The following is a 23,587-nucleotide window of genomic DNA, read 5'->3' as shown; positions in this document are numbered from 1 at the left end:
TGGGGCTTACTGGCTGGACGTGACCGAGCAATTGCTGTCACTGGCCGAGACTGGGGTGCAGACCCGAGCCCGGCCGGTCCGGGCCAGCACCAGGATGCGGGTCTGGTTGGGTTGGATCGTGCTGCCCACGTCATTGCGCTGGATGCGCAGCGTCATGGACTGGAAGCCGCCGTTGTTCGCAGTTTTGGAGTAGCCCGAGCCGTCGATGCGGATCAGTCCCAGCGCGGTACCCGCGCCGTCGTTCGTGCTGATGTCGAGGTAGCCCTCCTGGGCGGGAACGGTCTGCAAAAGCAGGTCTTGGCCGTCGGTGTACGCAGGGGAGGCTCCGCTGATGGTGCCCGTGTAGGTGTTGCTCGAGGCACTGAACCCGGGGCGCGAAACAAACACCTTCCAGCCACTGGTCCAATCGGTGCCGGTGTTGGGCACCACAAACGCGGTCTGGTTGCGTTTCATGGCTTCACCACGGGCGGTGTTGATCGAAGCGAGCAGCGCGTTGGCCACGGAGGTCATCTGAGAGTTGCGCTGGAAGGTGACAAAACTGGGGACCGCCACCATGGCCAGCACCACCATGATGGCCATCGTGACAATCAGTTCAATCAGGGTGAAGCCCCGATCCGGGCGCTCGGGCGATTTCATGGCCAGCACAACTTGGGATTGCTGCTCGACGCTGTGCCCGTGCAGGTCTTGGTGCCCGTGCTGGTGACTTCGAGCACATTCACCACAGTATCGGTGAACTGCGGTGTCGCAGTCACTTTCACACAGTCGGCGAGCGTGATCGTGTTGCTGCAACGGGAGGCGCTCAACAGATAGGCCGAGTTGGCCACCGTATCGCCAGAGAAGAACTTGAACGGGAAGGTCGACGCGGTGAAGGACGGCGTGCCACCGCCACATTCACCAGTGTTGTAGGCCGAGGCCGAGGCTGCACTGCTGGTTGAGGTAAAGGACAGGTAGCAGTTGCGTTGGGTCAGGTACCGCTCTTGTTGCAACAGCAACTCGGCAATGGCCGTGCGGCCCTGAGCCCGTTTGCCTTTGAGCACCGAATCTTGGTAGGCGCCAAAGGCCACGCGGGCCAGAATGGCCACGATGGCCACGGTGATCATCAGTTCGATCAGGGTGAAGCCCCTGCTGCGGTGTTGGTTGTTCATGGTGATGCAGTCTTCAAATCCCAGTAATTGTTGATCTGGCGCCAGCTCAGGCGTCCTGCCACGTCGGTGAGGGTGACCGAAGATCCAGCCACCGCCGAGCCTGTGGAGCCGCTTTGCACGCTGGTCTTGACGGTGGTGCGGGTGCGTCGGCCCGTCGAATCACTTGAACTGTAGGAGATGGACGATTCCAGATCGACATACATGGCGCCACCGAGCAGGCCCACGGTCGAGGTCGTGAACTTGCCGTCACCTGTCGTGATGTCGATCACATACTGGTTGCCGCTGCCCGGGGTGGCGGTACAGGTGCCAGAAGCGCCGGCCGCACCGGGGATGATGGTGTTGAAGCTGGCCGAGGGGCTCAAGTCCAGGAAGCTGCTGATCATTTTTTCGCCGCTCGAGGGCAGGTCGAAGAACCAGCCCGAGCGCAGGGGTTTGGTGACATCGGTGCCTGTGCTGGAGTCGGTGTAGGTGGCGGTGTCGGTCAGGGCTCGGCCCCAGACAAAATCGGCCACCGAAACCGTCCGGGGGTCGACGCTGGTATCGACCGTCCCCTGCATCAGGCGGGCGCGCCCGGTGATCACGCTGGCAGTGGTGCTGGTGGTCGTTGTGCTATCCGACTGACTCAGGCTAATGACGCCATTGTCATAGACTGCATAGATTGAGTTCTGGGCGGTGGAGGTCTTGTCCGACGATTCCAGGAATTTGCCTGTGCCGAACAGGACATAGAAGGTCTGCAGGTTGTTCACCACCGGCCCCGTGAAAATGCGGGGCGCCGAGAAAATGGGCTGCACATTTGAACTGCTGTCCTTGGCGATGTACATCGGGTAGGCCACAGGCACGGTGGCTGTGCCCTTGTTGAAGAAGGACAGGCTGTCGACGTTCCAATCGTCGGTGACCGTGGGGTTGAAGGCCGCCCGCACGGTCGTGGCAGTGCGCGGTGTGAAATCGAGTTTCCAGAGCTTGCCATGCAGGTCGCCGACAAAGATGCGATTGACGGCACCTGCTGAGTCATACAGAGGGGTGAAGTTGGCGACACCTGGGGCCTTGGTTGTTGCGAGGGTGGTGTCCAGGGGAAGTGATACCTTGTAGTAATTTGTACCTTTCGTCCAGGCATCCCCTGCGGCCTTGTCCAGCGCCAGGAAAAACAGTGCGGGCTGACCCGTGCTGCTGAAGCGGCCATTGGCGTCGGTCACATAGTTGTTGACGCCACTGGCCACCACGGCAAACCAGCGGTAGCTGGTGGAGGTGGCCCCTGGCGCGCTGGTGGCCAGCTTGAGGATCTGCGGCTGGCCGACCACATAGCCCAGGTCGTTGTCGTCGGCATTGGTGAACTCCCACATCACCTTGGACGCCGAGAAGGCCGTCGGATCGGTCACATCGAGCGCGAACACCCCCTGGCCGCCGGCACCTGTGCCCGAGACGAGCACCGACTTCCAGGTGCAGGTGGTGGCCGTCAAGGTGTGCGAGGGACCCACGCAAGCCTCACCCACGGCCGGCAGTCCATCGACATAGCTTTGGTGGTTGTTGGCATAGCTGGTGCTGGTGAGGGCCGACAGCTTGGTGGCCATCCAGCTTGGGATGTAGCCGAACAACTCGGCACCGGTGCTGGCATTGAAAGCGTGCAGCATGCCGTCGTTGGCGCCGACATAGACGGCCGCGGTACGACTGGCATTGGTGCTGTAGAACGTGCTGTAGCTGTTTTCGGTGTAACCCGTGGCAGGCTTGCCTGCATACACCACGCTGGAGTTGATGACGTCGCCCAGCAGCTTGCTGCGGGTGCGGAAGGTCGTGCCTTCCAGCGAGCGGTCGCCGCGCAGGTAGTTGAGCCGGCTTTGGCCCAGCGTGTCGGTGGCCGCTGTCGGCGAGGCCTTGTTCAGTGCACCTTGCACGGTCGTACCGACCGATGCCCATTGGAAATCGGTGGCCGTGGGGTTGGGGTTGGGGGCGACCGTGGTGGGCGGGACCCCCATCACGATGTTGCGCGTGGTGGCTGGGTTGGCTCGGTTGGTCAGGACATCCGCGGCGCTCCAGTTCGCGGTGGTACCCAGCGTGACCGTGCTGCCGCTGACGGTCAAGGGGAGGGAAAGCACGTCACCTGTCCAGTTGCTGGTGTCAAAAGCGCCCTGGTAGATCACGCTGCCATTGCTTGCCGTGAGGTACTTGGACTGCAAGGCCACCCCGGCGATGTTGCGTGAGGAGTTGGCCGCTCGGCTGAAAATCCCGTTGAAGGCGCTCAGCACACCGCGCGCACTGCTCTGCAGGTAATAGGTGCTGGCCTCGCCCGGAGAATTCAAGTTCTGCCAGACGTTGTTGTTGTTCGTGCCATCCTGTTGCTTGAAGGGGTTGCCCCAGGTGTTGTAAGGGTTGCTGCCCACGTTGGATGCGTCGGTCTCGAAGCCGCCGTATTTGGAGGCCATGAAGAACTGGTTGGCATAGCGGCGTGTGTTGGCGTCGTTCTGGGCACCGTATTCGTTCACGTCGAACAGGAAGGTCTTGACGCGCAGGCCAGGGCGTTGAAGCGGGCTCGCCGTGTTGTTGACCTTCCAATCTTTCCCGCGGATGTCGTGCGTGTGGGCCCAGTAGGCCGAGCCCATGATCTGACTGCCCGTCGTCACAGTCGGAACGCTGTTGTTCGCCCCGTTGGGATTGCCGGTCGTGCGGGTTTGAGAAGGATCCAAGCCATCTGCATAGGTAGTATTCACATTCTTTTCGAAATTCTGAACCGTGGTCCGCCAAGCATTGATGTCCATGATGTTGTTGGCGGCATTGGGTGTTGGCAGGTGGTTGCCATCGTGGGTGTTGATGTCGCCAATCACCACAATGTTGCTGCGCACACAGGAGTAGTCGCCCGTGTTGGTGCGGCTGCCACCATAGGGGTCGGTCCAGGTGGTGAACACGGGGAAGCCGTCCTTGTAGGTGTCGGTGATGTTGCTGATGGCATCTGCGCTGGGGCTCAGACCCTGCAGGTAGCGCAGCACCTCATAGTGCAATTCCCCCACCGGGTCGTATTTCTTGTAGCGACCAGGAACTGGTCCGGTGCGACCAAATTTGTTGAGGTAGTTGATGACGCCACTGATGTTCATGCTGTTGCCATCAGGGTTGCTCAGGAACACGCCCGTGTTGGTGTTCCACTCCATGTTCGCATTGCCCGTACTTGGGGTGGTGTCATTGCCTGACTCATCAAAGGTTTTGTAGCCCACATACTTCATCGGGGCCCGCAGGACGCCTCCGTAGCGTCCGCCGTCGTAGCTCGCGGTTTGATCGATCAAGTAGCCGAAGGCCGCCATGCGCAGTTGGTCGCTGTATTTTTGAATCACGCCCACCGGTTTGTAATTGCCGCTGGGGTAAAGGCTGCACAGGCCATAGTCACGCACATCGACCAGACTGCCTCCGCTCTTGTTGCACACCTGGACCCGAGAATAAAAGTAGCCGTCGCTGTTGAGTTGGGTTCCGCTGGCTGCGGGGGGTGTCCAGTTGCCGGCATAGGCCTGGGTGTAGCAGGTCTTTGCCACGCCTGGATTGGGATCGCCAAACACATTGTTGTTGCAAGCGACCCCGTTGTAGGCCGGGGCGACAGCCCATTTCTTGCCCGCTCCGTACCAGACTTCCAAGGTGCCGGTGAAGGTGCAGTTGTTGTTTTCTGCGGCGCAAGTGGTCATGCCGCCGGGCTGGTTTTTGTTGGAGTAAGTGGTGACCGGGCCGATCGCCTGGTTGGCAGCCGGGCTGTTGAGCACGTAATTGGCCGGCCCTGAATCGCAGGTGCCGGTGGCTGACGTGCCAAAGTAAATCCTGTTGAGGGTGTTGGCGACGTAAATGTCACTGCCATTGGCTGCGGTGATCATGGCTGTGGGAACGGCTCCCCAGTAGGTGCCAGCCCCGCCGCCGTCCTTGCTGAGCTGCTTGGCCGGAAAGTTGCTGCTGTTCCACATGCAGATGGGGTCATTGTTCGGAATCAGCGCCCGTTGCAGGATGGTCAGGCCATCTTGATCGATGTAGCGGTCGCCACCCGAGAGGGCCAGACGCAGCATGTCGATGGCCGAACTGCTGGCCCAGTTCAGAAAGTTGCCGCTGAAGGCATTGCTGCATTTGCGGTTGGTGGCCGCGCCGCTGCGGTCGAAGCGTTTGTAATCGCTGGCCGTCAGCCCGGTGGCGGGTGTTTCGCTGGGGCTGTCGTTGTAGGTGTAGCACGCTTCTGCGTCGTAGTAGCCCAGGTACTCGGTGGCGTTGGAGTAGGTGTTGTCGCTGCTGCCGCCAGGCGTGTACTGCGCCCCGACGGTTGGAAACTCGACCGACAAGGCCAGCGCAAGACTGGGCTTGTCGATGGGGGTGGTGGCGTACAGGGGGGCCGAGGCCAAGGCAATCGGGGTGTAGGCCGGGGCCACGGTCTGGCTGTGCACCAGCCAGGACAGGCCGGCACCGGCGCTGACGATGACACCCAGGGCGGTGGCAAAACGGGCGCGCTGAGTGACACCCAGGCGCACGCGTCGCAACCAGGAGAAGGGGGCAGAAAAGGCGTTCATGGTGGGCTCGCTCATTCGCGGTACATCATTTGAATGACCGCCTGGATGTCCTGACGTGGGCCGAAGCCCATGGCCGTGACGCGGTACACGTAGCGTGATTCAGGAATGCCTTTGGTCAGGACCTCTGAAGGGTCCTTGATGGCCTCGATCACATACCGGGGGGCCTGGGCGGACGTCAGCCCACCACCGGTCGGGTAAGGGTTGGTGGTGCTGCGGCCTGTGAAAGTACCCCAGGCGACGGTCTTGGCGTTGCTGCTGGTGTCGAGAAAGTCGACGGTCAGCCAAGCCGGTCGGCCGGTGACGTTCTCCGCGCACAGGCCTTTTTGGTTGCCGCTGCTGCCACAGCCGACGACAAATTTGCTGGTGTCGGTTGCCGGCATGAAGACCGAGGTGCGGGTGCCGACAATCAAGCCTTGCGAGAAGATGTCGAATTCGGCATCGACCAGGGCCGCTTCGGCCGCCTGCCAGGCAATCTGCTGGTCGCGGTCGTTGCGTGCGCTGCGCTCGCCCATGGTGGCCAGTTGAATGCCGCCGACGCCCAACAGTGAAACGATGATCAAAAGGATCAGGACCACCATCAGCGAGATGCCTCGCTGGTGTGTTGACGGGTGGTGGAGCGCTCGGTCTGTTGAAACCATGTCTGCTGCCCTGGTCATAACGTGGGGGGCGTCCATATCAGGGTCCTGGGCAGGCGCCCGCGGATGTGCAGCTCCCTTGGGAGTTGCGCAGGTGGATGGTGAAGGTGACGCTGCGACGCATGCGCCGATCAGTGAACAGCGTGCCGGCACTGCTCAGGGTTCCGGGGTCGGCGCTGCTGCCCATGGCCGTGGCCACGGCACCTGAACTGCCGTTGGCAGCGGGGCCGAAGGGGTAAAAGCTCGCTGAGCTGACGTCGTTGGACTGGCCATTGGCGCTGCGCAAAGTCAGCCCCACGCGGACACTGCGCACGCGGCGCCAATTGAAGTAGGTCGCGCCCAAGTTGCCGCTGACGGTCAGTTGATCGGCACGCAGGTACCGGTCAGGCATGATGTCGGAGGCGCTGCTCACCGTGGTGCTGGTGTTGCCGGGGCCGATCGAATCCACGCCGTAGAGCACCTGGAAGTTCTCGACGCCGCGCACCAGCATGGTCTGCGTCACGGTGGTGCTGTTGATCGGGATCGAACTGCACATCAGGGCGGGCTCGCCATCGCTGTCAGTCCCCACGTGCAGGATGCTGATTGCGTAGTCATCCCGGCTGGTGGCGGGTGTGGTCAGGCCTTCCCCGTTGCAATTGATCATGCTGCCGTCGGCAGTGCCTGAGGTCGACGAACTGGAGTTGGGCTGGAACCGAAGCACCAGAATGTCACTGCCGTAGGCGACTGTGCCGACCGCTCGATCGGTTCCTCCATCCCAGGCGTCGGCGCTGGTGCGGCTCTGGTTGTTCTTGCCATAGATGACGGGCGGCGGATTGCTGACCACGCCCGTCACATTGGTAGGGCGGTTGGTGGTGGCGTAGGCGAGGTCCTTGAAGCCCGTCTGCACCACCAGGCGCTGAACCAGATCAGAAATGAAGCGACTGTTCTCGCGCAACTGGGACGCGGCATCATTGACCGCAAAGCCTTGGCGCGAGATGTTCAGCGCGGCCATCGCGGCCAGAACGACAATCAGGCTCACGGCGAGGGCCACCATGAGCTCGATCAGGGTGAATCCGAGTTGTCTGAAGGGGCGGGCGTTCGTGCGCATCAATTGTTTCCGGCCGTGATCGGCACGATGAGAATGGGGCGGGTGCTCGCCCGTACAAATGCGGCAGAACCGGTATCACTGCGATCGGTGCTGGTCTGGGTCCAGGCGATCTTGATGTACATCACAAGATCACCCGCCCCTGTGCCATTGCAGCCCCACTGGGGGAGGTTGTTGCTGTCGTAGGGCTGGTTGTCAAAGCAGATCTGCACCCGTGGTGAAGGCAGCTCGCTGTTGACGCGACTCAGCCACTCGGTCATCTGCGCATTGGCGATCGCCAGCCCACTGGTGCAGCCTGTGCTGGCATTGCCCACACTCATGCAGTATTCGGCGGTCGTCGGTGTCAGCGGGGCGGTGAAATTGCCCACATAAGGGTTGCTGGTGGTGAGGCTTGCCTGATCCTTGTTGCTGCGCATCATCTCGCCCAACTCCCGAACCAAACCTGCAGCCGTCGACGCCAGCCTGGCTTGGCGGTTTGCCTGCAGCGAAAACGACTGCATGCCCACCATGCCCAACATGCCGAAGGACAGCACAAAAATGGCCACCAGCACCTCCAGCAATGAGAAGCCACCCTGTGCGCGACCGCAGGCAAGGCGACGGCAAGGGTGATGCAAGCGGGAGAACATCGGGGCGGACATGGGTTTTGTAACTTGAATGATCAATGGATTACCACCGATACCAAATTTAACATTGCCAGTGAAGATGGTTCAGATCTGGTGAATCTAGGTGATGATTGGTAAATATTGAACGATGAGTGGTTGTTTGTGCCGCTCGTCGGTATCGGGCGGTCAGTGGATCGTTCGCGAGGCTTGGAACCCGTCGGGGCCGCTCTGGTGCAAAGGATTTGTGCTGCCAGGCCTGTGCCCTGGGGCGGCCTTTCCTACAATGGCCGGATGTTTGTTCACCTGCGCCTGCATTCCGAGTTTTCCGTGGTCGACGGAACCACCCGCATCGATGAGGTCGTCAAGCTGGCGGCCAAGGATGCCCAGCCTGCCCTGGCCCTGACGGATTTCAACAACCTGTTCGGCGCGATCAAGCTGTACAAAGAGGCCCGCGGCAAGGGCGTCAAGCCCATCATCGGGGCCGAAATCGTGCTGGAAGGCACGCCGCAGGCCCCTGCCCAGGTGTCGCGCATGCTGCTGCTGGTGCAGAACCGCCAGGGCTACCTGAACCTGTGCGAGTTGCTGGCCCGGGGCTGGACGCGCAATGTGCACAACGCCCAGGCGGTGTGCACCCGGGACTGGCTGGCCGAACTCAATGAGGGCTTGATTGCCTTGTCAGGGGCCCATTCGGGGGCGGTGGGGCAGGCCCTGCTGCGCGGCGATGAAGGCGCGGCGGCCGACCTGGCTTTGCAGATGGCCAGCGTGTTTCCGCACCGTTTCTACATGGAGGTGCAGCGCGCCGGCCGCGCCGAGGACGAGGCCCACGTGGTGGCCGCAGTCAAACTGGCGGCGCGCCTCAAGCTGCCGGTGGTGGCCACCCACCCGGTGCAGTTCACCGGGCCGGACGACTTTGAAGCCCATGAGGCGCGGGTCTGTATTTCAGAGGGTGAAATCCTGGCCAACCCGCGGCGCGTGCGCAAGTTCACGCGTGAGCAGTATTTCAAGAACTCCGAGCAGATGCAGGCCTTGTTTGCCGATCTGCCTTCGGCGCTGCGCAACACGGTCGAGATCGCCCGCCGTTGCAGCCTGTCGCTGGTGTTGGGCAAGCCCCAACTGCCCGACTTCCCCACGCCCAACGGCATGCCGATTGCCGAGTACTTCCGCTTCGCCTCGCACGAGGGGTTGGAAGAGCGTCTGAAACTGCTGTTCCCGAAGGCCGAGGAGCGAGATGCCCAACGCCCACGCTACGTGGAGCGGCTGGAGTTCGAGCTCAACACCATCCTGAAGATGGGGTTCCCGGGTTACTTCCTGATCGTGGGCGACTTCATCCAGTGGGCCAAGACCCACGGTTGCCCGGTGGGCCCGGGCCGGGGTTCGGGGGCCGGCTCGCTGGTGGCCTATGCGTTGAAGATCACCGACCTGGATCCGCTGCAATACAACCTGCTGTTCGAGCGTTTCCTGAACCCTGAGCGGGTGTCGATGCCTGACTTTGACATCGACTTCTGCCAGGGCAACCGCGACCGCGTGATTGATTACGTGAAGGACAAGTACGGCAAGGACGCCGTGAGCCAGATTGCCACCTTTGGCACCATGGCGGCCAAGGCGGCCATCCGCGACGTAGGGCGCGTGATGGACATGAGCTACACGTTTTGCGATGGCATCTCGAAGCTGGTGCCGAACAAGCCGGGCATGTCCTACACCCTGCAGTACCCGCCGAACCCCAAGAAAGAGGGCGACAAGAACAATTACGCCATCGAACTGGAGCCGGTGCTGGCCGAGCGCATCCAGAAAGAAGAAGACGTCAAGACCGTCATCGAGATGGCGCAGAAGCTCGAAGGCATGACCCGCAACATCGGCATGCACGCCGGGGGGGTGTTGATCGCACCCGGCAAGCTGACCGATTTCTGTGCGCTTTACCAGCAGCCGGGCAGCGAGTCGGCCGTGAGCCAGTACGACAAGGATGACGTGGAGGCCATTGGCCTGGTGAAGTTCGACTTCTTGGGCCTGGCCACCTTGACCATCCTGGAAATTGCGCGCGAATTCATCATGAAGCGCCACAAGGGCCAGGAGAACTTCAACTTCGAGACCATCCCGCTCGATGACCTGCCCACCTACCGCCTGTTCCAGGACGGCAAGACCGAGGCGGTGTTCCAGTTTGAAAGCCGCGGCATGCAGGGCATGCTGAAAGACGCCAAGCCTTCGCGCCTGGAAGACCTGATTGCACTCAATGCCCTGTACCGTCCGGGCCCGATGGACCTGATCCCCAGCTTTGTGGCCCGCAAGCACGGTCGCGAAGAGGTCGAGTACCCGCATCCGCTGGTGGAGGCGGTGCTGTCCGAGACCTACGGGATCATGGTGTACCAGGAGCAGGTGATGCAGACCGCCCAGGTGCTGGGCGGCTACTCGCTGGGCGGCGCCGACTTGCTGCGCCGGGCCATGGGCAAGAAAAAGGCCGAGGAGATGGCCGAGCACCGCCTGATCTTCCGCGCCGGTGCGGCCAAGAATGGTCTGGACGAAAAGAAGGCCGACGAAGTCTTCGACTTGATGGAGAAGTTTGCGGGTTACGGCTTCAACAAGTCGCACGCGGCCGCGTACTCCCTGTTGGCCTACCACACGGCCTGGCTCAAGGTGCATTTCACCGCCGAGTTCTTCTGCGCCAACATGACCGTTGAAATGGACGACACCGACAAGCTCAAGGTGTTGTACGAAGACGGCGTGAAGATGGGCATGAGCTTCGAGCCGCCCGATGTGAACCGCGGCCGGTACCGTTTCGAGCCCGTCACCAACACTGTGATCCGTTACGGCCTGGGGGCCGTCAAGGGCACGGGGCAGTCGGCCATCGAGGCGATGGTGGCTGCGCGTGAAGAGGGCGGCCCCTTCAAGAGTCTGTTCGACTTTGCGCTCCGTGTGGACCGCAAGGCCATCAACAAGCGCACGGTCGAGGCCCTGATCAAGGCCGGTGCTTTCGATGCCATCGAACCGAACCGGGCCGCGCTGGTCGCTTCAATCGACCGGGCCTTCGAATTTGCCAATGCCACGGCGGCCAATGCCAACCAGGGCGGCCTGTTCGACATGTTCGGCGACGATGCACACGGCTCCAGCACGCAGGAGCCTGGGCTGGTCGAAACGCTGCCCTGGGGCATCAAGGAACGGCTCACCTACGAAAAGACGGCGGTAGGCTTTTACCTCTCGGGCCACCTGTTCGATGAGGTGGCCACCGAGGTGCGCCGCTTTGTCAGGCGGCAGATCGATGAACTGGCCGACAGCCGGGATCCCCAGATGGTGGCCGGCATCGTGAGCGACCTGCGCGTCATCAATGGCCAGCGCGGCAAACTGGCGATCTTCAAGCTGGACGACAAGAGCCGCACGATCGAGGCCACCGCCGATGAAGCCTTGATCAATGCCAACAAGAACCTGCTCAAGGACGACGAGATGATCATCGTCAGCGCCAAGTGCCAGCCCGATCGGTTTTCGGGCGGGCTGCGCCTGCAGGTGGTGCAGATTTGGGACCTGGCGTCAGCACGCTGCCGTTTCGGCAAGCATTTGCAGGTGGTGGTCAACGGCCGGGCGCCCGACATTGCCCGGCTGCTGCGCGAACACCCGCCGCGCCTGGAAGAGTCCGAATCCGGCACCCTGGAGCGCGGCATGGACATTCGCCTGCAAGTGCTGCGCGAAAAGGATGGCATGGCCGTTTCGGCCGAGTTGCACCTCGGCGAGGGCGCCCGCTTTTTCCCCAGCGATGCCGCTTTGGCAGGTTGGACAGCGCAGGCCCATGAGGGGCAGGCCCGCATCATTTACGACTGAGCCGGCTGACGAACCCGCAGAGTGGCGGTTGAGGGCGAATTTTTTTCATTTTGTGAAAAATCAGCCCTTGAAATGTCCACTCGTGGGGGCCAATTGCCCTTTGAACCCTCGGGCCCCCAAGACCGTCATTAGAATGAAATTCATGGCAACGAAATCACCTTCCAAACCCGCTGCACCCAAGCTGGCGCCGCCGGAGCATGGCGGCGGCGATTCCGTGGTGCTTGAGCGCTTGACGCAAAAGGTCAAGCCGCCACAGATGTACCAGGTGGTCATGTTGAACGACGACTACACCCCGATGGAGTTTGTGGTCCTCGTGATCCAGGAGTTTTTCAACAAGGACCGTGAAAGCGCGACCCAGATCATGCTGAAGATCCATCTCGATGGCAAAGGCGTCTGCGGCGTGTATTCGCGGGACGTGGCCGCCACCAAGGTGGATCAGGTCATGGATGCGGCCCACAAGGCCGGGCATCCGCTGCAATGTGTCAGTGAGCCTGTTGAATAAATGGCTTTCGATCCGATTTAAAGTTCAACCACTTAAAGCAAGGCAAAAGGAATTCACATGATTGCCCAGGAATTGGAAGTCAGTCTGCACATGGCCTTTGTTGAGGCCCGCCAGCAGCGCCACGAGTTCATCACCGTGGAGCACCTGCTGCTCGCCTTGCTCGACAACCCCAGCGCCGCCGAGGTGCTGCGGGCCTGCTCAGCCAACATCGACGATCTGCGCAAGTCCTTGACCAACTTCATCAAGGACAACACCCCTCAGGTGGCCGGCACCGATGAGGTGGATACCCAGCCCACACTGGGTTTCCAGCGCGTCATCCAGCGCGCCATCATGCACGTGCAGTCCACCGGCAACGGCAAGAAGGAAGTGACCGGCGCCAACGTGCTGGTCGCGATCTTCGGTGAGAAGGATTCGCACGCGGTCTACTACCTGCACCAGCAGGGTGTGACCCGTCTGGACGTGGTGAACTTCATCGCCCACGGCATCAAGAAGGGCGAGCCGCCGGAACCCGTCAAGGGCAATGACCAGCCGCAAGCCGAGCAGGAAGAGGGCGGTGAGCGCAACGAGAAGGCGTCTCCGCTCGAACAGTTCACGCAGAACCTCAACCAATTGGCCAAGGACGGCAAGATCGACCCACTGATCGGCCGCGAGTACGAGGTCGAACGGGTGATCCAGATCCTGTGCCGTCGCCGCAAGAACAACCCGCTGCTGGTGGGTGAAGCCGGCGTGGGCAAGACCGCCATCGCCGAAGGCCTGGCCTGGCGCATCACCCAGGGTGATGTGCCCGAGATCCTGGCCGAGGCCATTGTTTACTCGCTGGACATGGGCGCCTTGCTGGCCGGCACCAAGTACCGTGGCGACTTCGAGCAACGCCTCAAGGGGGTGCTCAAGACGCTCAAGGAAAAGCCCAACGCCATCCTGTTCATCGATGAAATCCACACCTTGATCGGTGCGGGTGCTGCCTCGGGCGGCACACTGGATGCCTCCAACCTGCTCAAGCCGGCACTCTCCAGCGGTCAGCTCAAGTGCATTGGCGCCACCACCTTCACCGAGTACCGTGGCATCTTCGAAAAAGACGCCGCCTTGTCGCGTCGTTTCCAGAAGGTTGACGTGGTCGAGCCCACTGTGGACCAGACCATCGAGATCCTCAAGGGGCTGAAGTCGCGCTTTGAAGAGCACCACAGCGTCAAGTACGCGGCGGCCGCCCTGCAGGCTGCGGCTGAACTGAGTGCCAAGTACATCAATGACCGCCATCTGCCCGACAAGGCCATCGACGTGATTGACGAAGCCGGTGCTGCCCAACGCATCCTGGCCCCGTCCAAGCGCAAGAAGACCATCGGCAAGACCGAGGTCGAAGAAATCGTGGCCAAGATCGCGCGCATTCCGCCGGCCAATGTCTCCAACGACGACCGCGGCAAGCTGCAGACCCTGGAGCGCGACCTCAAGAGTGTGGTGTTCGGTCAGGACAAGGCCCTCGAAGTGTTGGCCTCGTCGGTCAAGATGGCTCGGTCGGGCCTGGGCAAGGGCGACAAGCCGATTGGTGCCTTCCTGTTCAGCGGCCCCACCGGCGTCGGCAAGACCGAGGCCGCCAAGCAACTGGCCTACATCATGGGCATCGACCTGATCCGCTTCGACATGTCGGAGTACATGGAGCGCCACGCCGTGAGCCGCCTGATCGGTGCGCCCCCGGGCTATGTGGGTTTTGACCAGGGCGGTCTGCTGACCGAAGCCATCACCAAGAAGCCGCACGCGGTGCTGCTGCTCGACGAAATCGAAAAGGCGCACCCGGACATCTTCAACGTGCTGTTGCAGGTGATGGACCACGGCACCTTGACCGACAACAACGGGCGCAAGGCCGATTTCCGCAACGTGATCCTGATCATGACCACGAACGCGGGCGCCGAGACCATGAACAAGGCGACCATCGGCTTCACCAACCCGCGTGAGGCGGGCGACGAGATGGCCGACATCAAACGCCTGTTCACGCCTGAGTTCCGCAACCGCCTGGATGCCATCGTGGGCTTCAAGGCCCTGGACGAACAGGTCATCCTGCGCGTGGTCGACAAGTTCTTGCTGCAGTTGGAGACCCAACTGGCCGAGAAGAAGGTGGAAGTCACCTTCACCGACAAGCTGCGCAAGTACTTGGCCAAGAAGGGCTTCGATCCGCTGATGGGCGCGCGTCCGATGCAGCGCCTGATTCAGGACACCATCCGCCGCGCTTTGGCCGACGAACTGCTGTTCGGACGCCTGACCGACGGTGGCCGCCTGACGGTCGACCTCGACGACAACGCCGAAAAGCCGGATGTGGTGCTGGACATCCAGCCCCTGCCCAAGAAGGAGCGCGCCCCCAAGGCCGAACCCACGGAGCCGGAAGAGGCCGCCGCTGCAGATTGAGCTGCGCCAGCCACCAGAGGCTGACCTCAACAAGGCTGACCCAGGAGCGATCCGGGTCAGCTTTTTTGTTTTCTGCGGGTACAGAATGAACAGTTGGCGTTGATTTTGGCGAATCGGCCTGTGAGCATCAAACCACTTTGCTGCTAACAGTCCCTTTCACCAAGGAATCGCGATGTCATCTCGCCCCATGTCTTTGAGTTCCGAAGCCGGCCCGGCCAGCCCACGGCGGCGCTACGTCCAGTGGGCCGACACGATTCGCCTGCTGGCCGGCGTGGGCGTGATCGGCTCCAGTGCGGTGGGGCTGCTGGCCTATGGCGGGCTGCAATTGCCCGCAGGCTCGGATGCGATCGGGGCTGTGGTGCTGATGGTGGTGGCCCTGGTGTTCGTGGTGCGTCGATGAGTGCGCCTGACGGCAATCCGATCGACATTTTGTGCATCGTCATGGCCTTGCTGGCCACCCTGGTCCGTCTTTTGCGAATGCTCGCCTCCCCCATGGATCGCGAGCACAGCCTTGACGTGGCGCGGCTGATCAGCTGTACCTCGTGCCCGGCCACGTTGGAAAAATCCCCATCGACCCCATCGACCCCATCGGCCAACAGTTGAGACGGTCATCCCAGGAGATGTATCACTGCGTAAGGGCTGAAATCTGTCAGATCGAGACGCTTCACGAACGCCTTGAATGACAAGCACTTGCCGGGACTCGGTGCTCGTTGGCGCCAGGCTCTGTAGCGGCAGCCTACGCTTTGACACACCTCTGCCGGTGCCACGCCCCCCCGACTCCTAGACTGCCCGGCTTTCAGGCCAGGGCCTGGATGTTCGGGGTGCCTTGCTCATGCGGTGCCAAGGTGCCTCTTGTGGGCGATGACGGCTGGGCGGTTCATGCATTGGTTTTCTTCTCTCCTGGCGGCGTTGCGTCGCATTGTGTCGTTGGGCCACACGGTGGGCTGGGCCGGCTTGGCCCTGGGCTTGCTGTGCTGTCAGCCTGCGCTGGCTTGGGCGGGGGCCGCGGGGGTCTCTTACCAGCTCTACCTGGACAGTGACGGTCAGCCAACGGGGGGCTGCACGGAGGCTGCTGCTGGCGCAGGAGGCGGTTCCTCGGGTTTTGAGTTCCGTCTGCAGGTGGCGCTGGATGCGCAGGGCGAGCCCCTGCCAGCGCGTTGGAGCGTCTGCCAGGCCGGCGCCTTTGTCGAAGTGACGCCGTCGCCGCCCATTGATGTGCTGGCCAGCAGCACCCTGTCAGGCCCTGGCGGGCTGGAGGATTTGCTGGACCTGGCCGTGCCCTGGGCTTTGCTGGGTGACGCCACGGCGGTGAGGGTGCGGGTCAGCGCCGGGGCCGATGTGCTCGACTCGGGGACGGGCGGTGGTACCGGGGCCATCTGGCTGCTGCGGTCCGAGGCCAACAGTGGGCCGGCCCCTGGCTCCGGGTCGGTGCAGGCCGTTCCGGCGCTGCAGCCTGTTCTGCAAGGGGTTTTGATGTTGGGCGTGGCGCTGGTGGCCGCGTGGGCTTGGCGGCGTAGTGGCCCAGCGGTTCTGGCTGTGGGGGGGCTGTGCCTGTTGCTGGCGGCGACGCCTTGGCAGGCCCCGGCCTGGGCCGACCAACCCCTTGAACTGCCCGCGGTCGGTGTGGATGCGGCTGGCGATGTGCCCGCTGGCAGCCCTGATTTGCTGAGCTTGCAGGCCCAGACCCGCCAAGACACGCTGTACCTGCGCTTGCGCTCCAGGGGCAACAACCATGCGCCGACCTGGCAGCCGGCAACCGCCCCTGTGCAATACGGGGTCGCTGGGCAGACCACCGAGCTGAAGCTGCAAGCCCTCGACCCTGACGGCGAGGCCTTGCGCTGGCAATGGCTGGGGCCGGTGCCAGCAGGGCTGAGCCTGGAGCCCGACGCACAGACCGTCTCGGGGGTCTCGGGCGCCACCGTGACCGCCCGCTTCGATCAGCCCGGCCGCTACAGTGCCCAATTGCTGGTGTTGGACGCCGCTGGCGCAAAGGCGCTGGCCGTGCTGGCCTGGGAGGTGGCCCCGGCACCGCTTCAGCCCGACCCCGACGCGGGCCACTGTGGCGTTCTGGGCGGCGGTGGTCTGAGCACCGGCGGGGTGGACCAGGCCAGTGTGTCCTACGTCACGGCCATCGACTACATCACGCTCAAGCAGCACCTGGATCGTCTGGAGCCCTACATCCATGTGCCTGCCGGCGTGACCATCGACATCCCCAACCGCAAGTATGCGGTGGTGCTGCACCGAGGGCAGACCTTGTTTGGCGATCGCGGCCAGGACGGGCAGCCCGGGGCCTTGCTGCGCGTGGCCTACGAAGACGAGCAGCCGCACGAGTGGGCCGTGTTCAGCCTGGACACAGGTTCCCGCATCAGTGGCCTGCGCATCGAGGGGCCCTACCAGGCGGCCAACACCGCCAACAACACCATCGGCCTGCAACTGGCGGTGGACGCCCTGGACATCGAAGTCGACAACTCAGAAATCTACGGCTGGCCCTGGGCTGCGGTGTCGGTCAAGGCCTCGCGCCAGGCCCGCATCCATCACAACCACATCCACCACAACATCAAATCCGGCCTGGGCTACGGTGTGGTGGTGCAAAACGGCCGCACCTCGGCGGACATCGCCTGCAATGTGTTTCATTTCAACCGCCATGCCGTCGCGGGCTCGGGGCAGAGTGGCGAGCGCTATGAAGTGCACCACAACCTGGTGCGGCCCGGCGGCGGGCGCGATGCCTACCATCAGGTCGACATGCACGCCTACCCCAACACGACCCAGGCCGGGGCTTTCCTCGATATCCATGACAACTGGTTTGACTATGGGCAGTACGGGACCATGAGCCGGGTGGTGATCGGCATCCGCGGCATCCCGACCGATGGGCCACCGGTGATCTATGGCAACGTCTTCAACCAGCCCTACCACGTCAGCTCGACCCAGGACAGCATTTCGCTGACCCTGAACCCCACGCCCACCGAGGCCGATCTGGTGCGTGACAACCGCTTCAAGGTGGCGTTCTCGTACCGCCGTGAGGGCGACAAGTGTGTGCTGGGTTGGCTGGGCCAGCGGCAGACCGTGTCTTGCAGCAGTGTCGACCTGGCCCCTTGAGCCTGACGGCCCTGCGCAGCAAGGATAATGGGCGCCCATGTCGCACACCTTCCTCTGGCACGATTACGAAACCTTTGGCGCCAACACCCGGCGCGATCGCCCGGCCCAGTTTGCGGCCATCCGCACCGATGCCGAGCTCAATGAGATCGGTGCGCCGCTGATGCTGTATTGCCAGCCCGCGCCCGACTACCTGCCCGACCCGCAGTCTTGCCTGATCACGGGCATCACCCCACAGCTGTGCCTCGAAAAGGGCCTGCCTGAGCATCAGTTCGCGGCGCAGATCGAGGCCGCCTTCTCAGAGCCGGGTACGGTCGGCGTGGGGTACAACACTATCCGTTTTGACGATGAGATCACGCGCTTCATGTTCTGGCGCAACCTGATCGACCCCTATGCGCGCGAATGGCAGAACGGCTGTGGCCGCTGGGACCTGCTCGATGTGGTGCGCATGGCCTATGCGCTGCGCCCCGAGGGCATCGTCTGGCCCACCAAGGAAGACGGCAGCCAGAGCTTCAAACTGGAGCACCTGAGCGCGGCCAATGGCCTGCAGCACGAGGCTGCCCACGACGCCTTGTCCGATGTGCGTGCCACCATCGCGCTGGCCCGGCTGATCCGCGACAAGCAGCCGCGTCTGTTCGACTTCTGCTTCAGCCTGCACAAGAAAGACCGCGTAGCCGCTGAGCTGGGCTTGCCCACCTCGCCGCAAAACGCCAAGCCGTTTTTGCACGTTTCGGGCATGTTCCCGGCCGACCGGGGTTGCCTGGCCGTGATGTGGCCCCTGGCCACCCACCCGACCAACAAGAACGAGCTGCTGGCCTGGGACCTGGCGCACGACCCCAGTGAGCTGGCCATGTTGGACGCTGCCACCGCCCGGCAGCGCCTGTTCAGCAAACGCGATGAACTGCCCGAGGGGGTGCATCGCCTGCCCGTCAAATCGGTGCACTTGAACAAGTCGCCCATGGTGGTGGGGCAGCTCAAGACATTGCGTCCCGAGATGGCGCAGCGTTGGGGCATCGACCTGGCCCAAGCGATGCGCCACGCGGAAAAGGCCTTGGCGCTGCCCGACCTCAGCGAACTGTGGAAGAACGTGTTCCACCGGCCTGCGGACGAGCAGCCCAGCGACGTGGACCAGGATTTGTACGGCGGCTTCATCGGCCCGGCCGACCGACGCCGCTTGAACCAGCTGCGCGCCCAGTCGCCCGAAGAGCTGGCCACCAGCCGCACGGGTTTTGATGACCCACGCCTGGGTGAACTGCTGTTCCGCTACCGGGCACGCAATTTTCCGGCCACGCTGTCAGGCGCCGAAGCCCAGCTCTGGGAGCAGTTGCGCACCGCCCGCCTGTTCGAAGGTGAGGGTGGGGCGCGCACCCTGGAGCAATTGTTTGCTGAGATCGATACGCTCTCCGAGACCGCGGATGAGCGCGGCGAAGCCATCCTGGGCGCCTTGTACGATTACGCCGAACACATCGCCCCCGAGTTCTGAGGGCTTCACCGTTTTCCCTGTTTTTTGACCCCTGCCATGACCGATACCCACTCCAACGGCTTCACCACCCAGATCGTCCATGCCGACCGCCGCGGCCACGTGGAGCACGGTGGCGTGCACAAGCCCGTGCACAACTCGGTGCAGTATGGTTTCGACCGCGTCGAAGACCTGATCGCCGTGTTCCAGGGCACCGCCAAGGGCGGTTTCAACTATGCCCGCCAGGGCACGCCCACCACGGCTGCGCTGGAAGCCAAGCTCACCCAGATGGAGCAAGGCCTGGGCAGCATCAGCTTTGCCACCGGCATGGCGGCCATCTGCGGCGTCTTTCTGACGCTGCTCAAGGCGGGTGACCACCTGGTGGCCAGCCGCTTTGTGTTCGGCAATACCAACAGCATTTTCGGCACCCTGGCCGACCTGGGCATCCAGGTCAGCACGGTGGACGCCACCGACGCGGCCCAGGTGGCCGCGGCCATTCAACCCAACACCCGCATGGTGTTTGTCGAGACCATCGCCAACCCAGGCACCCAGGTGGCCGATCTGGCCGGCATCGGCCAACTGTGCCGCGACAAGGGCTTGCTCTACGTGGTCGACAACACGGTGGCCTCGCCCTACCTGTTCAAGGCGCGCAGCGTGGGGGCTGGCCTGGTGATCCACTCGCTGACCAAGAGCATCGGCGGCCACGGCAACGCGCTTGGTGGTTCGGTCACCGACACCGGCTTGTTCGATTGGGCCGGCTACCCCAACATCTTTCCGCCCTACCGCAAGGGCGATGCCAAGGGCTGGGGCCTGCAGCAGATCCGCAAGAAGGGCTTGCGCGACATGGGGGGCACGCTGTCTTCGCATGCGGCCAGCCAACTGGCCACCGGTGCCGAGACCCTGGCGCTGCGCATGGACCGCACCAGCGCCACCGCCCTGGCCCTGGCGCAGTGGCTGGAGCAGCACCCTGCGGTCGCTCGTGTGCTCTACCCCGGCCTGCCGTCGCACCCGCAGTACGAGCGCGCGCGTGAGCATTTCAAGGCCGGTTCGTGGCTGCTGTCCTTCGAACTCAAGAACGCTGACGACTGCCTGGGCCTGTGCAACCGCCTGCAGCTGCCCATCAAGGCCACCGGCCTGGCCGACACCCGCACCCTGATCATCCCGGTGGCACACACCATTTTCTGGGAGGCCGGCGCCGAGGTGCGTGCCGGCATGGGCATTGCCGACAGCATGATCCGGCTGTCGATCGGCCTGGAAGACGCCGAAGACCTGATCGCCGACTTCGCCCAGGCCCTGGGCTGAGGCGACAGCGCCGAGGCTGGCAGGTACCGGTGCCGGTCTGCGGCACTCAGCCGCGCGCGTCGAACTGCAGGATGGCACCCGCCATTTGATCCAGGGGCAGCACGTCGTCGGCCGCGCCCAGTTTGATCGCTTCGAAGGGCATGCCAAACACCACGCAACTGGCTTCGTTCTGGGCGATGGTGCGGGCCCCCGCGTCGTGCATGCGCTTCAGGCCTCGCGCGCCATCATCTCCCATGCCGGTCAACAGCAGGCCCAGGGCGTCACGACCGGCGCATTCCGCCGTCGACTTGAACAGCACGTCCACCGAGGGGCGATGGCGGTTGACTGCGGGCCCGTCGCTGACGACGGCATAGTACTGACCGGCGGCCTTGCGCAGGTGCAGATGGCGTCCGCCCGGGGCGATCAGCACCAGCCCGCGCTCCAGGCGGTCGCCGTCACGGGCTTCGCGCACGCTCATGGCGCAGCTTTGGTTCATGCGCTCGGCATACATGGCCGTGAATTTCTCAGGCATGTGCTGGGTGATGGCGATGCCCGGAGCATCCGAGGGCAGGGCGGTCAGGATTTGCTCCAGCGCCTGGGTGCCACCGGTTGAGCTGCCGATCACCACCGGCTTGTTGACCGCGAAGGCATGCAGGCCGGGGCTGGCGACCGCGCTCTTCGCCTCGGCCTCGACGGGGCGCGGCAGGGTGCGCATCCGGGGCCGGGCCCGAGAGGCCTCCAACAGAGCCTGGATCAACTCGGTGCGTGAGGTCTCCAGAAACTGCTTCAGGCCGAGGCGGGGCTTGGCCACCACCGACAGGGCTCCTGCGGCCAGGGCCTCCAGGGCCACCTTGCTGCCTTGCTGGCTGAGGCTGGAGCAGATCACGGTCGGGATCGGGTCGCTGGCCATCTGGCGGCGCAAAAAGGTCAGTCCATCCATGCCGGGCATCTCGATGTCCAGCAGGATCACGTCGGGGCGGCGTTGCTGCAGGCTGCGCTGCGCTATCAATGGATTGGGCGCACTGCCCAGCCACTCGATGCCCTGCACATCCTTGAGCAGGTACGCCATGGTCTGCCGCATCACGGCCGAGTCGTCGATCAGAAATACTTTGATGGGTGCCGTCATGCGGGCCTCCTTGTCTTGTCATTCGGTCACCTGGACCGGCATCACCTCGATGTCCGGTGCCAGGCTGCCCACCGTCCAGGTCACTTTGCGGTAAAGCGGCCCGCCCACCGACTCCCCGACCACACGCATGCCCAGTCGGTGCAATTGCTCGCGCACCCACAGCACGTTGGCTTCGCCGATCGGCTTTTCGCTGACCTGCTGTGGAAACATGTTGCCGCCGCCGCACAGCCAGGCCTGGCATTTGGCGGCGGCATACCCCTTGGCCGTCATCAGCTCGAACATGCGCTCCAGGGCCGCGGGGCCGTAGCGGGTGTCCCCGGGGTGGGCACCGCGCCGGTTGACGGCGTGCACGATGTGGCACATCACGCCCACGGTGCGCTGCGGATCGCACAGCAGCACGGCCACGCAGGAGCCCAGCAGGGTGTCCAGCCGCTCGCCTCGCTCGGCCATGGCCACGTCACCGGGATGCAGCCACTGGAGGCGCGGGGGCTGCTGAGGCCCGGCAATGCCATGGATCGATGCGGGAGCGCCAGGCCCCGGCACAGCAGGTGTTGTGTCGGTCATGCTGGCTTCAGGATGGCTTGCGGAAGACGCCGGGTGCCAAGACCTGCAATGGGGTGCGACAAGGGGGGCGCCCCTCGGCCGTGCCGACAAAGAAGAGGCCTCCCGGCTTCAGTGTGCCCAGCACTCGATCAACAACCGTCTGTTTGGTGGCCGCGTCGAAGTAGATCAGCACGTTGCGCAGGAACACGGCGTCGAAGGGGCCCAGGCCCGAAAAGCGGTGGGTCAGGTTCAACTGACCAAACTGCACATGTGCCCGCAACGCCGGCTTCATCAGCACCTGACCTTCGGCCGGGCCTTCACCTCGCAGGCAATGGCGGCGTAGGCGCTCGGGGCTGACAAAGCGCAGTCGCTCCGCCGGGTAGATGGCGTCACGCGCCGCGCAAAGCACCCTGTGACTGATGTCGCTGGCTGTGATCGACCAGTTGACCGGCAACTGCCCACTGGTCTGCATCTCGCTGAGCAGCATGGCCAGGCTGAAAGCCTCGTCTCCGAACGAAGAGGCGGCGCTCCAGATCGCCAGCGGCCCTTTCGGTGGCCGGGTCAGCAATTGCTTGTACAGCAGTTCAAAGTGCAAGGGCTCGCGGAAGAAGTAGGTCTCGTTGGTCGTCAACAGATCGACCGCCATCTGGAACTCTGCTCCCTCCTCGGGGTTGTCCAGCAGGTCGGCATAGTCGTCGAATCCGGCCAGGCCCAGGCGCTGCAGTCGCGTGGCCAGCCGTGAGGACACCAGGGCTTTCTTGTGCTCCGGAAAAGACAGGCCGATGCTGTCATGCAGCAGCGCGCTGATGCGCTTGAAACTGGCATCGCTGAGTTGGGGCATGTTCGATGCTCAGTGACGCAGGGCGGGTGATGCCGCCGGGGCCAGACTGGCCATGGCATCGATGTCCAGGGCCTTGTCAGGCTCCAGGATGATCAGGAAGCGGCCCGCCACCTTGCCCATGCCTCGGATGAATTCGCGTTCGATCGAGCTACCGAAGGGGGGCGGCGGCTCGATGTCGTGCGCCGGGATGTCGATCACCTCGTTGACCGAGTCCACCTGCAGGCCCAGCTCGATGGTGCCGGCCTCGAAGGCGGTCTGAAAGATCACGATGCAGGTCTTTTTGCCCAGGGTGGCGGGTGCCTTGCCCAGGCGAGCCTGCAGATCGATCACGGGCACCACGGCGCCACGCAGGTTGATCACGCCGCGCACGAACACGGGCATCAGCGGCACTGGGGTCATGGCCACCGGCTGGATGATCTCGCGCACCGTGCGGATGTCCATGGCGTAGAGCTCGTCGCCCAGGACAAACGTCAAAAACTGGGCGGTAGCGGCCGGCGGCGCCGCTTCGGTGCGGCTGGAGGCTTGGCGAATACTCATGAGTGGCCTTTGGGGGTAGAG

18 protein-coding genes are annotated in these 23,587 nt (G+C 63.4%); 8 read left to right on the top strand and 10 right to left on the bottom strand.

Features of this window, described 5'->3' with window-relative positions; all coding sequences use genetic code 11:
- Positions 1-6: 6 nt before the first annotated feature.
- The 6 genes from AC3WUT_RS21250 to pilV are packed head-to-tail and all read right to left on the bottom strand — an operon-like array spanning position 7 to position 8,022.
- Positions 7-636 (bottom strand): GspH/FimT family pseudopilin, encoded by a 630-nt coding sequence (locus AC3WUT_RS21250; protein WP_492349081.1) that lies wholly within the window; start codon positions 634-636, stop codon positions 7-9.
- A complete protein-coding gene (locus AC3WUT_RS21245) occupies positions 633-1,145 on the bottom strand; it encodes a type IV pilin protein (protein ID WP_492349080.1) in 513 nt (170 codons plus the stop codon). Before AC3WUT_RS21245 ends, AC3WUT_RS21250 begins: the two co-directional genes overlap by 4 nt.
- Positions 1,142-5,665: a pilus assembly protein gene (locus tag AC3WUT_RS21240; RefSeq protein ID WP_492349079.1), complete on the bottom strand. Its 4,524-nt coding sequence runs from the start codon at positions 5,663-5,665 to the stop codon at positions 1,142-1,144. Before AC3WUT_RS21240 ends, AC3WUT_RS21245 begins: the two co-directional genes overlap by 4 nt.
- 11 nt (positions 5,666-5,676) lie before the next feature.
- A complete protein-coding gene (locus AC3WUT_RS21235; protein WP_492349078.1) occupies positions 5,677-6,303 on the bottom strand; it encodes a pilus assembly PilX family protein in 627 nt (208 codons plus the stop codon).
- Positions 6,304-6,340: 37 nt separating this feature from the next.
- Positions 6,341-7,387 (bottom strand): PilW family protein, encoded by a 1,047-nt coding sequence (locus tag AC3WUT_RS21230; RefSeq protein ID WP_492349077.1) that lies wholly within the window; start codon positions 7,385-7,387, stop codon positions 6,341-6,343.
- Positions 7,387-8,022: a type IV pilus modification protein PilV gene (gene pilV / locus AC3WUT_RS21225; RefSeq protein ID WP_492349076.1), complete on the bottom strand. Its 636-nt coding sequence runs from the start codon at positions 8,020-8,022 to the stop codon at positions 7,387-7,389. The genes AC3WUT_RS21230 and pilV overlap by 1 nt, the downstream gene beginning before the upstream one ends.
- 255 nt (positions 8,023-8,277) lie before the next feature.
- On the opposite strand from pilV, the gene dnaE reads away from it, so the two are divergent.
- From dnaE to AC3WUT_RS21185, 8 genes are all read left to right on the top strand, one after another.
- Complete coding sequence (gene dnaE / locus AC3WUT_RS21220) at positions 8,278-11,790, top strand: DNA polymerase III subunit alpha (RefSeq protein WP_492349075.1); 3,513 nt, start codon at positions 8,278-8,280, stop codon at positions 11,788-11,790.
- Positions 11,791-11,923: 133 nt separating this feature from the next.
- Positions 11,924-12,292 carry an ATP-dependent Clp protease adapter ClpS gene (gene clpS / locus AC3WUT_RS21215; RefSeq protein WP_019575601.1) on the top strand — a complete coding sequence of 123 codons (369 nt, stop codon included), beginning with the start codon at positions 11,924-11,926 and terminating at the stop codon, positions 12,290-12,292.
- A 57-nt stretch (positions 12,293-12,349) separates the two neighbouring features.
- Entirely contained in the window at positions 12,350-14,686 is a 2,337-nt protein-coding gene (gene clpA, locus AC3WUT_RS21210) for an ATP-dependent Clp protease ATP-binding subunit ClpA (RefSeq protein ID WP_492349074.1), read from the top strand.
- 172 nt (positions 14,687-14,858) lie between these two features.
- Positions 14,859-15,086: a hypothetical protein gene (locus tag AC3WUT_RS21205; RefSeq protein WP_492349073.1), complete on the top strand. Its 228-nt coding sequence runs from the start codon at positions 14,859-14,861 to the stop codon at positions 15,084-15,086.
- Positions 15,083-15,289 (top strand): hypothetical protein, encoded by a 207-nt coding sequence (locus AC3WUT_RS21200; RefSeq protein WP_492349072.1) that lies wholly within the window; start codon positions 15,083-15,085, stop codon positions 15,287-15,289. Before AC3WUT_RS21205 ends, AC3WUT_RS21200 begins: the two co-directional genes overlap by 4 nt.
- A 276-nt stretch (positions 15,290-15,565) precedes the next feature.
- A complete protein-coding gene (locus AC3WUT_RS21195) occupies positions 15,566-17,782 on the top strand; it encodes a hypothetical protein (RefSeq protein ID WP_492349071.1) in 2,217 nt (738 codons plus the stop codon).
- A gap of 37 nt (positions 17,783-17,819) precedes the next feature.
- The gene (sbcB, locus tag AC3WUT_RS21190; protein WP_492349070.1) at positions 17,820-19,262 is read left to right on the top strand and encodes an exodeoxyribonuclease I; all 1,443 of its coding nucleotides are present in this window, start codon (positions 17,820-17,822) and stop codon (positions 19,260-19,262) included.
- Between the two features lie 36 nt (positions 19,263-19,298).
- Entirely contained in the window at positions 19,299-20,540 is a 1,242-nt protein-coding gene (locus AC3WUT_RS21185; RefSeq protein WP_492349069.1) for a cystathionine gamma-synthase family protein, read from the top strand.
- A gap of 46 nt (positions 20,541-20,586) precedes the next feature.
- On the opposite strand, the gene AC3WUT_RS21180 is transcribed toward AC3WUT_RS21185, so the two are convergent.
- Genes AC3WUT_RS21180 through AC3WUT_RS21165 form a run of 4 tightly spaced genes read right to left on the bottom strand, consistent with a single transcriptional unit; the run spans position 20,587 to position 23,566 of the window.
- The gene (locus AC3WUT_RS21180) at positions 20,587-21,645 is read right to left on the bottom strand and encodes a protein-glutamate methylesterase/protein-glutamine glutaminase (protein WP_492349068.1); all 1,059 of its coding nucleotides are present in this window, start codon (positions 21,643-21,645) and stop codon (positions 20,587-20,589) included.
- Between the two features lie 18 nt (positions 21,646-21,663).
- Complete coding sequence (locus AC3WUT_RS21175) at positions 21,664-22,209, bottom strand: chemotaxis protein CheD (RefSeq protein ID WP_492349067.1); 546 nt, start codon at positions 22,207-22,209, stop codon at positions 21,664-21,666.
- 7 nt (positions 22,210-22,216) lie between these two features.
- Positions 22,217-23,029, bottom strand: a complete 813-nt coding sequence (locus AC3WUT_RS21170; RefSeq protein WP_492349066.1) for a CheR family methyltransferase — start codon at positions 23,027-23,029, stop codon at positions 22,217-22,219.
- Between the two features lie 9 nt (positions 23,030-23,038).
- Positions 23,039-23,566, bottom strand: coding sequence for a chemotaxis protein CheW (locus tag AC3WUT_RS21165; protein WP_492349065.1), 528 nt, complete (start codon positions 23,564-23,566; stop codon positions 23,039-23,041).
- Between the last annotated feature and the right edge of the window lie 21 nt (positions 23,567-23,587).

Source organism: Curvibacter sp. EU05-FHT14A10 (genome assembly GCF_058791075.1).
Note: the sequence above shows the minus strand (reverse complement) of the source record. Positions and strands in the feature narration are given on the sequence as shown.

Excerpts from the sequence above, each read along its gene's own strand:
- AC3WUT_RS21185 (WP_492349069.1), top strand. The coding sequence starts at position 19,299 with ATGACCGATACCCACTCCAACGGCTTCACCACCCAGATCGTCCATGCC.
- pilV (WP_492349076.1), bottom strand. The coding sequence starts at position 8,022 with ATGTCCGCCCCGATGTTCTCCCGCTTGCATCACCCTTGCCGTCGCCTT.
- AC3WUT_RS21180 (WP_492349068.1), bottom strand. The coding sequence starts at position 21,645 with ATGACGGCACCCATCAAAGTATTTCTGATCGACGACTCGGCCGTGATG.
- dnaE (WP_492349075.1), top strand. The coding sequence starts at position 8,278 with ATGTTTGTTCACCTGCGCCTGCATTCCGAGTTTTCCGTGGTCGACGGA.
- clpA (WP_492349074.1), top strand. The coding sequence starts at position 12,350 with ATGATTGCCCAGGAATTGGAAGTCAGTCTGCACATGGCCTTTGTTGAG.
- AC3WUT_RS21200 (WP_492349072.1), top strand. The coding sequence starts at position 15,083 with ATGAGTGCGCCTGACGGCAATCCGATCGACATTTTGTGCATCGTCATG.
- AC3WUT_RS21170 (WP_492349066.1), bottom strand. The coding sequence starts at position 23,029 with ATGCCCCAACTCAGCGATGCCAGTTTCAAGCGCATCAGCGCGCTGCTG.
- AC3WUT_RS21205 (WP_492349073.1), top strand. The coding sequence starts at position 14,859 with ATGTCATCTCGCCCCATGTCTTTGAGTTCCGAAGCCGGCCCGGCCAGC.
- AC3WUT_RS21230 (WP_492349077.1), bottom strand. The coding sequence starts at position 7,387 with ATGCGCACGAACGCCCGCCCCTTCAGACAACTCGGATTCACCCTGATC.
- AC3WUT_RS21165 (WP_492349065.1), bottom strand. The coding sequence starts at position 23,566 with ATGAGTATTCGCCAAGCCTCCAGCCGCACCGAAGCGGCGCCGCCGGCC.
- AC3WUT_RS21235 (WP_492349078.1), bottom strand. The coding sequence starts at position 6,303 with ATGGTTTCAACAGACCGAGCGCTCCACCACCCGTCAACACACCAGCGA.
- clpS (WP_019575601.1), top strand. The coding sequence starts at position 11,924 with ATGAAATTCATGGCAACGAAATCACCTTCCAAACCCGCTGCACCCAAG.
- AC3WUT_RS21195 (WP_492349071.1), top strand. The coding sequence starts at position 15,566 with ATGCATTGGTTTTCTTCTCTCCTGGCGGCGTTGCGTCGCATTGTGTCG.
- sbcB (WP_492349070.1), top strand. The coding sequence starts at position 17,820 with ATGTCGCACACCTTCCTCTGGCACGATTACGAAACCTTTGGCGCCAAC.
- AC3WUT_RS21175 (WP_492349067.1), bottom strand. The coding sequence starts at position 22,209 with ATGACCGACACAACACCTGCTGTGCCGGGGCCTGGCGCTCCCGCATCG.
- AC3WUT_RS21245 (WP_492349080.1), bottom strand. The coding sequence starts at position 1,145 with ATGAACAACCAACACCGCAGCAGGGGCTTCACCCTGATCGAACTGATG.
- AC3WUT_RS21250 (WP_492349081.1), bottom strand. The coding sequence starts at position 636 with ATGAAATCGCCCGAGCGCCCGGATCGGGGCTTCACCCTGATTGAACTG.
- AC3WUT_RS21240 (WP_492349079.1), bottom strand. The coding sequence starts at position 5,665 with ATGAACGCCTTTTCTGCCCCCTTCTCCTGGTTGCGACGCGTGCGCCTG.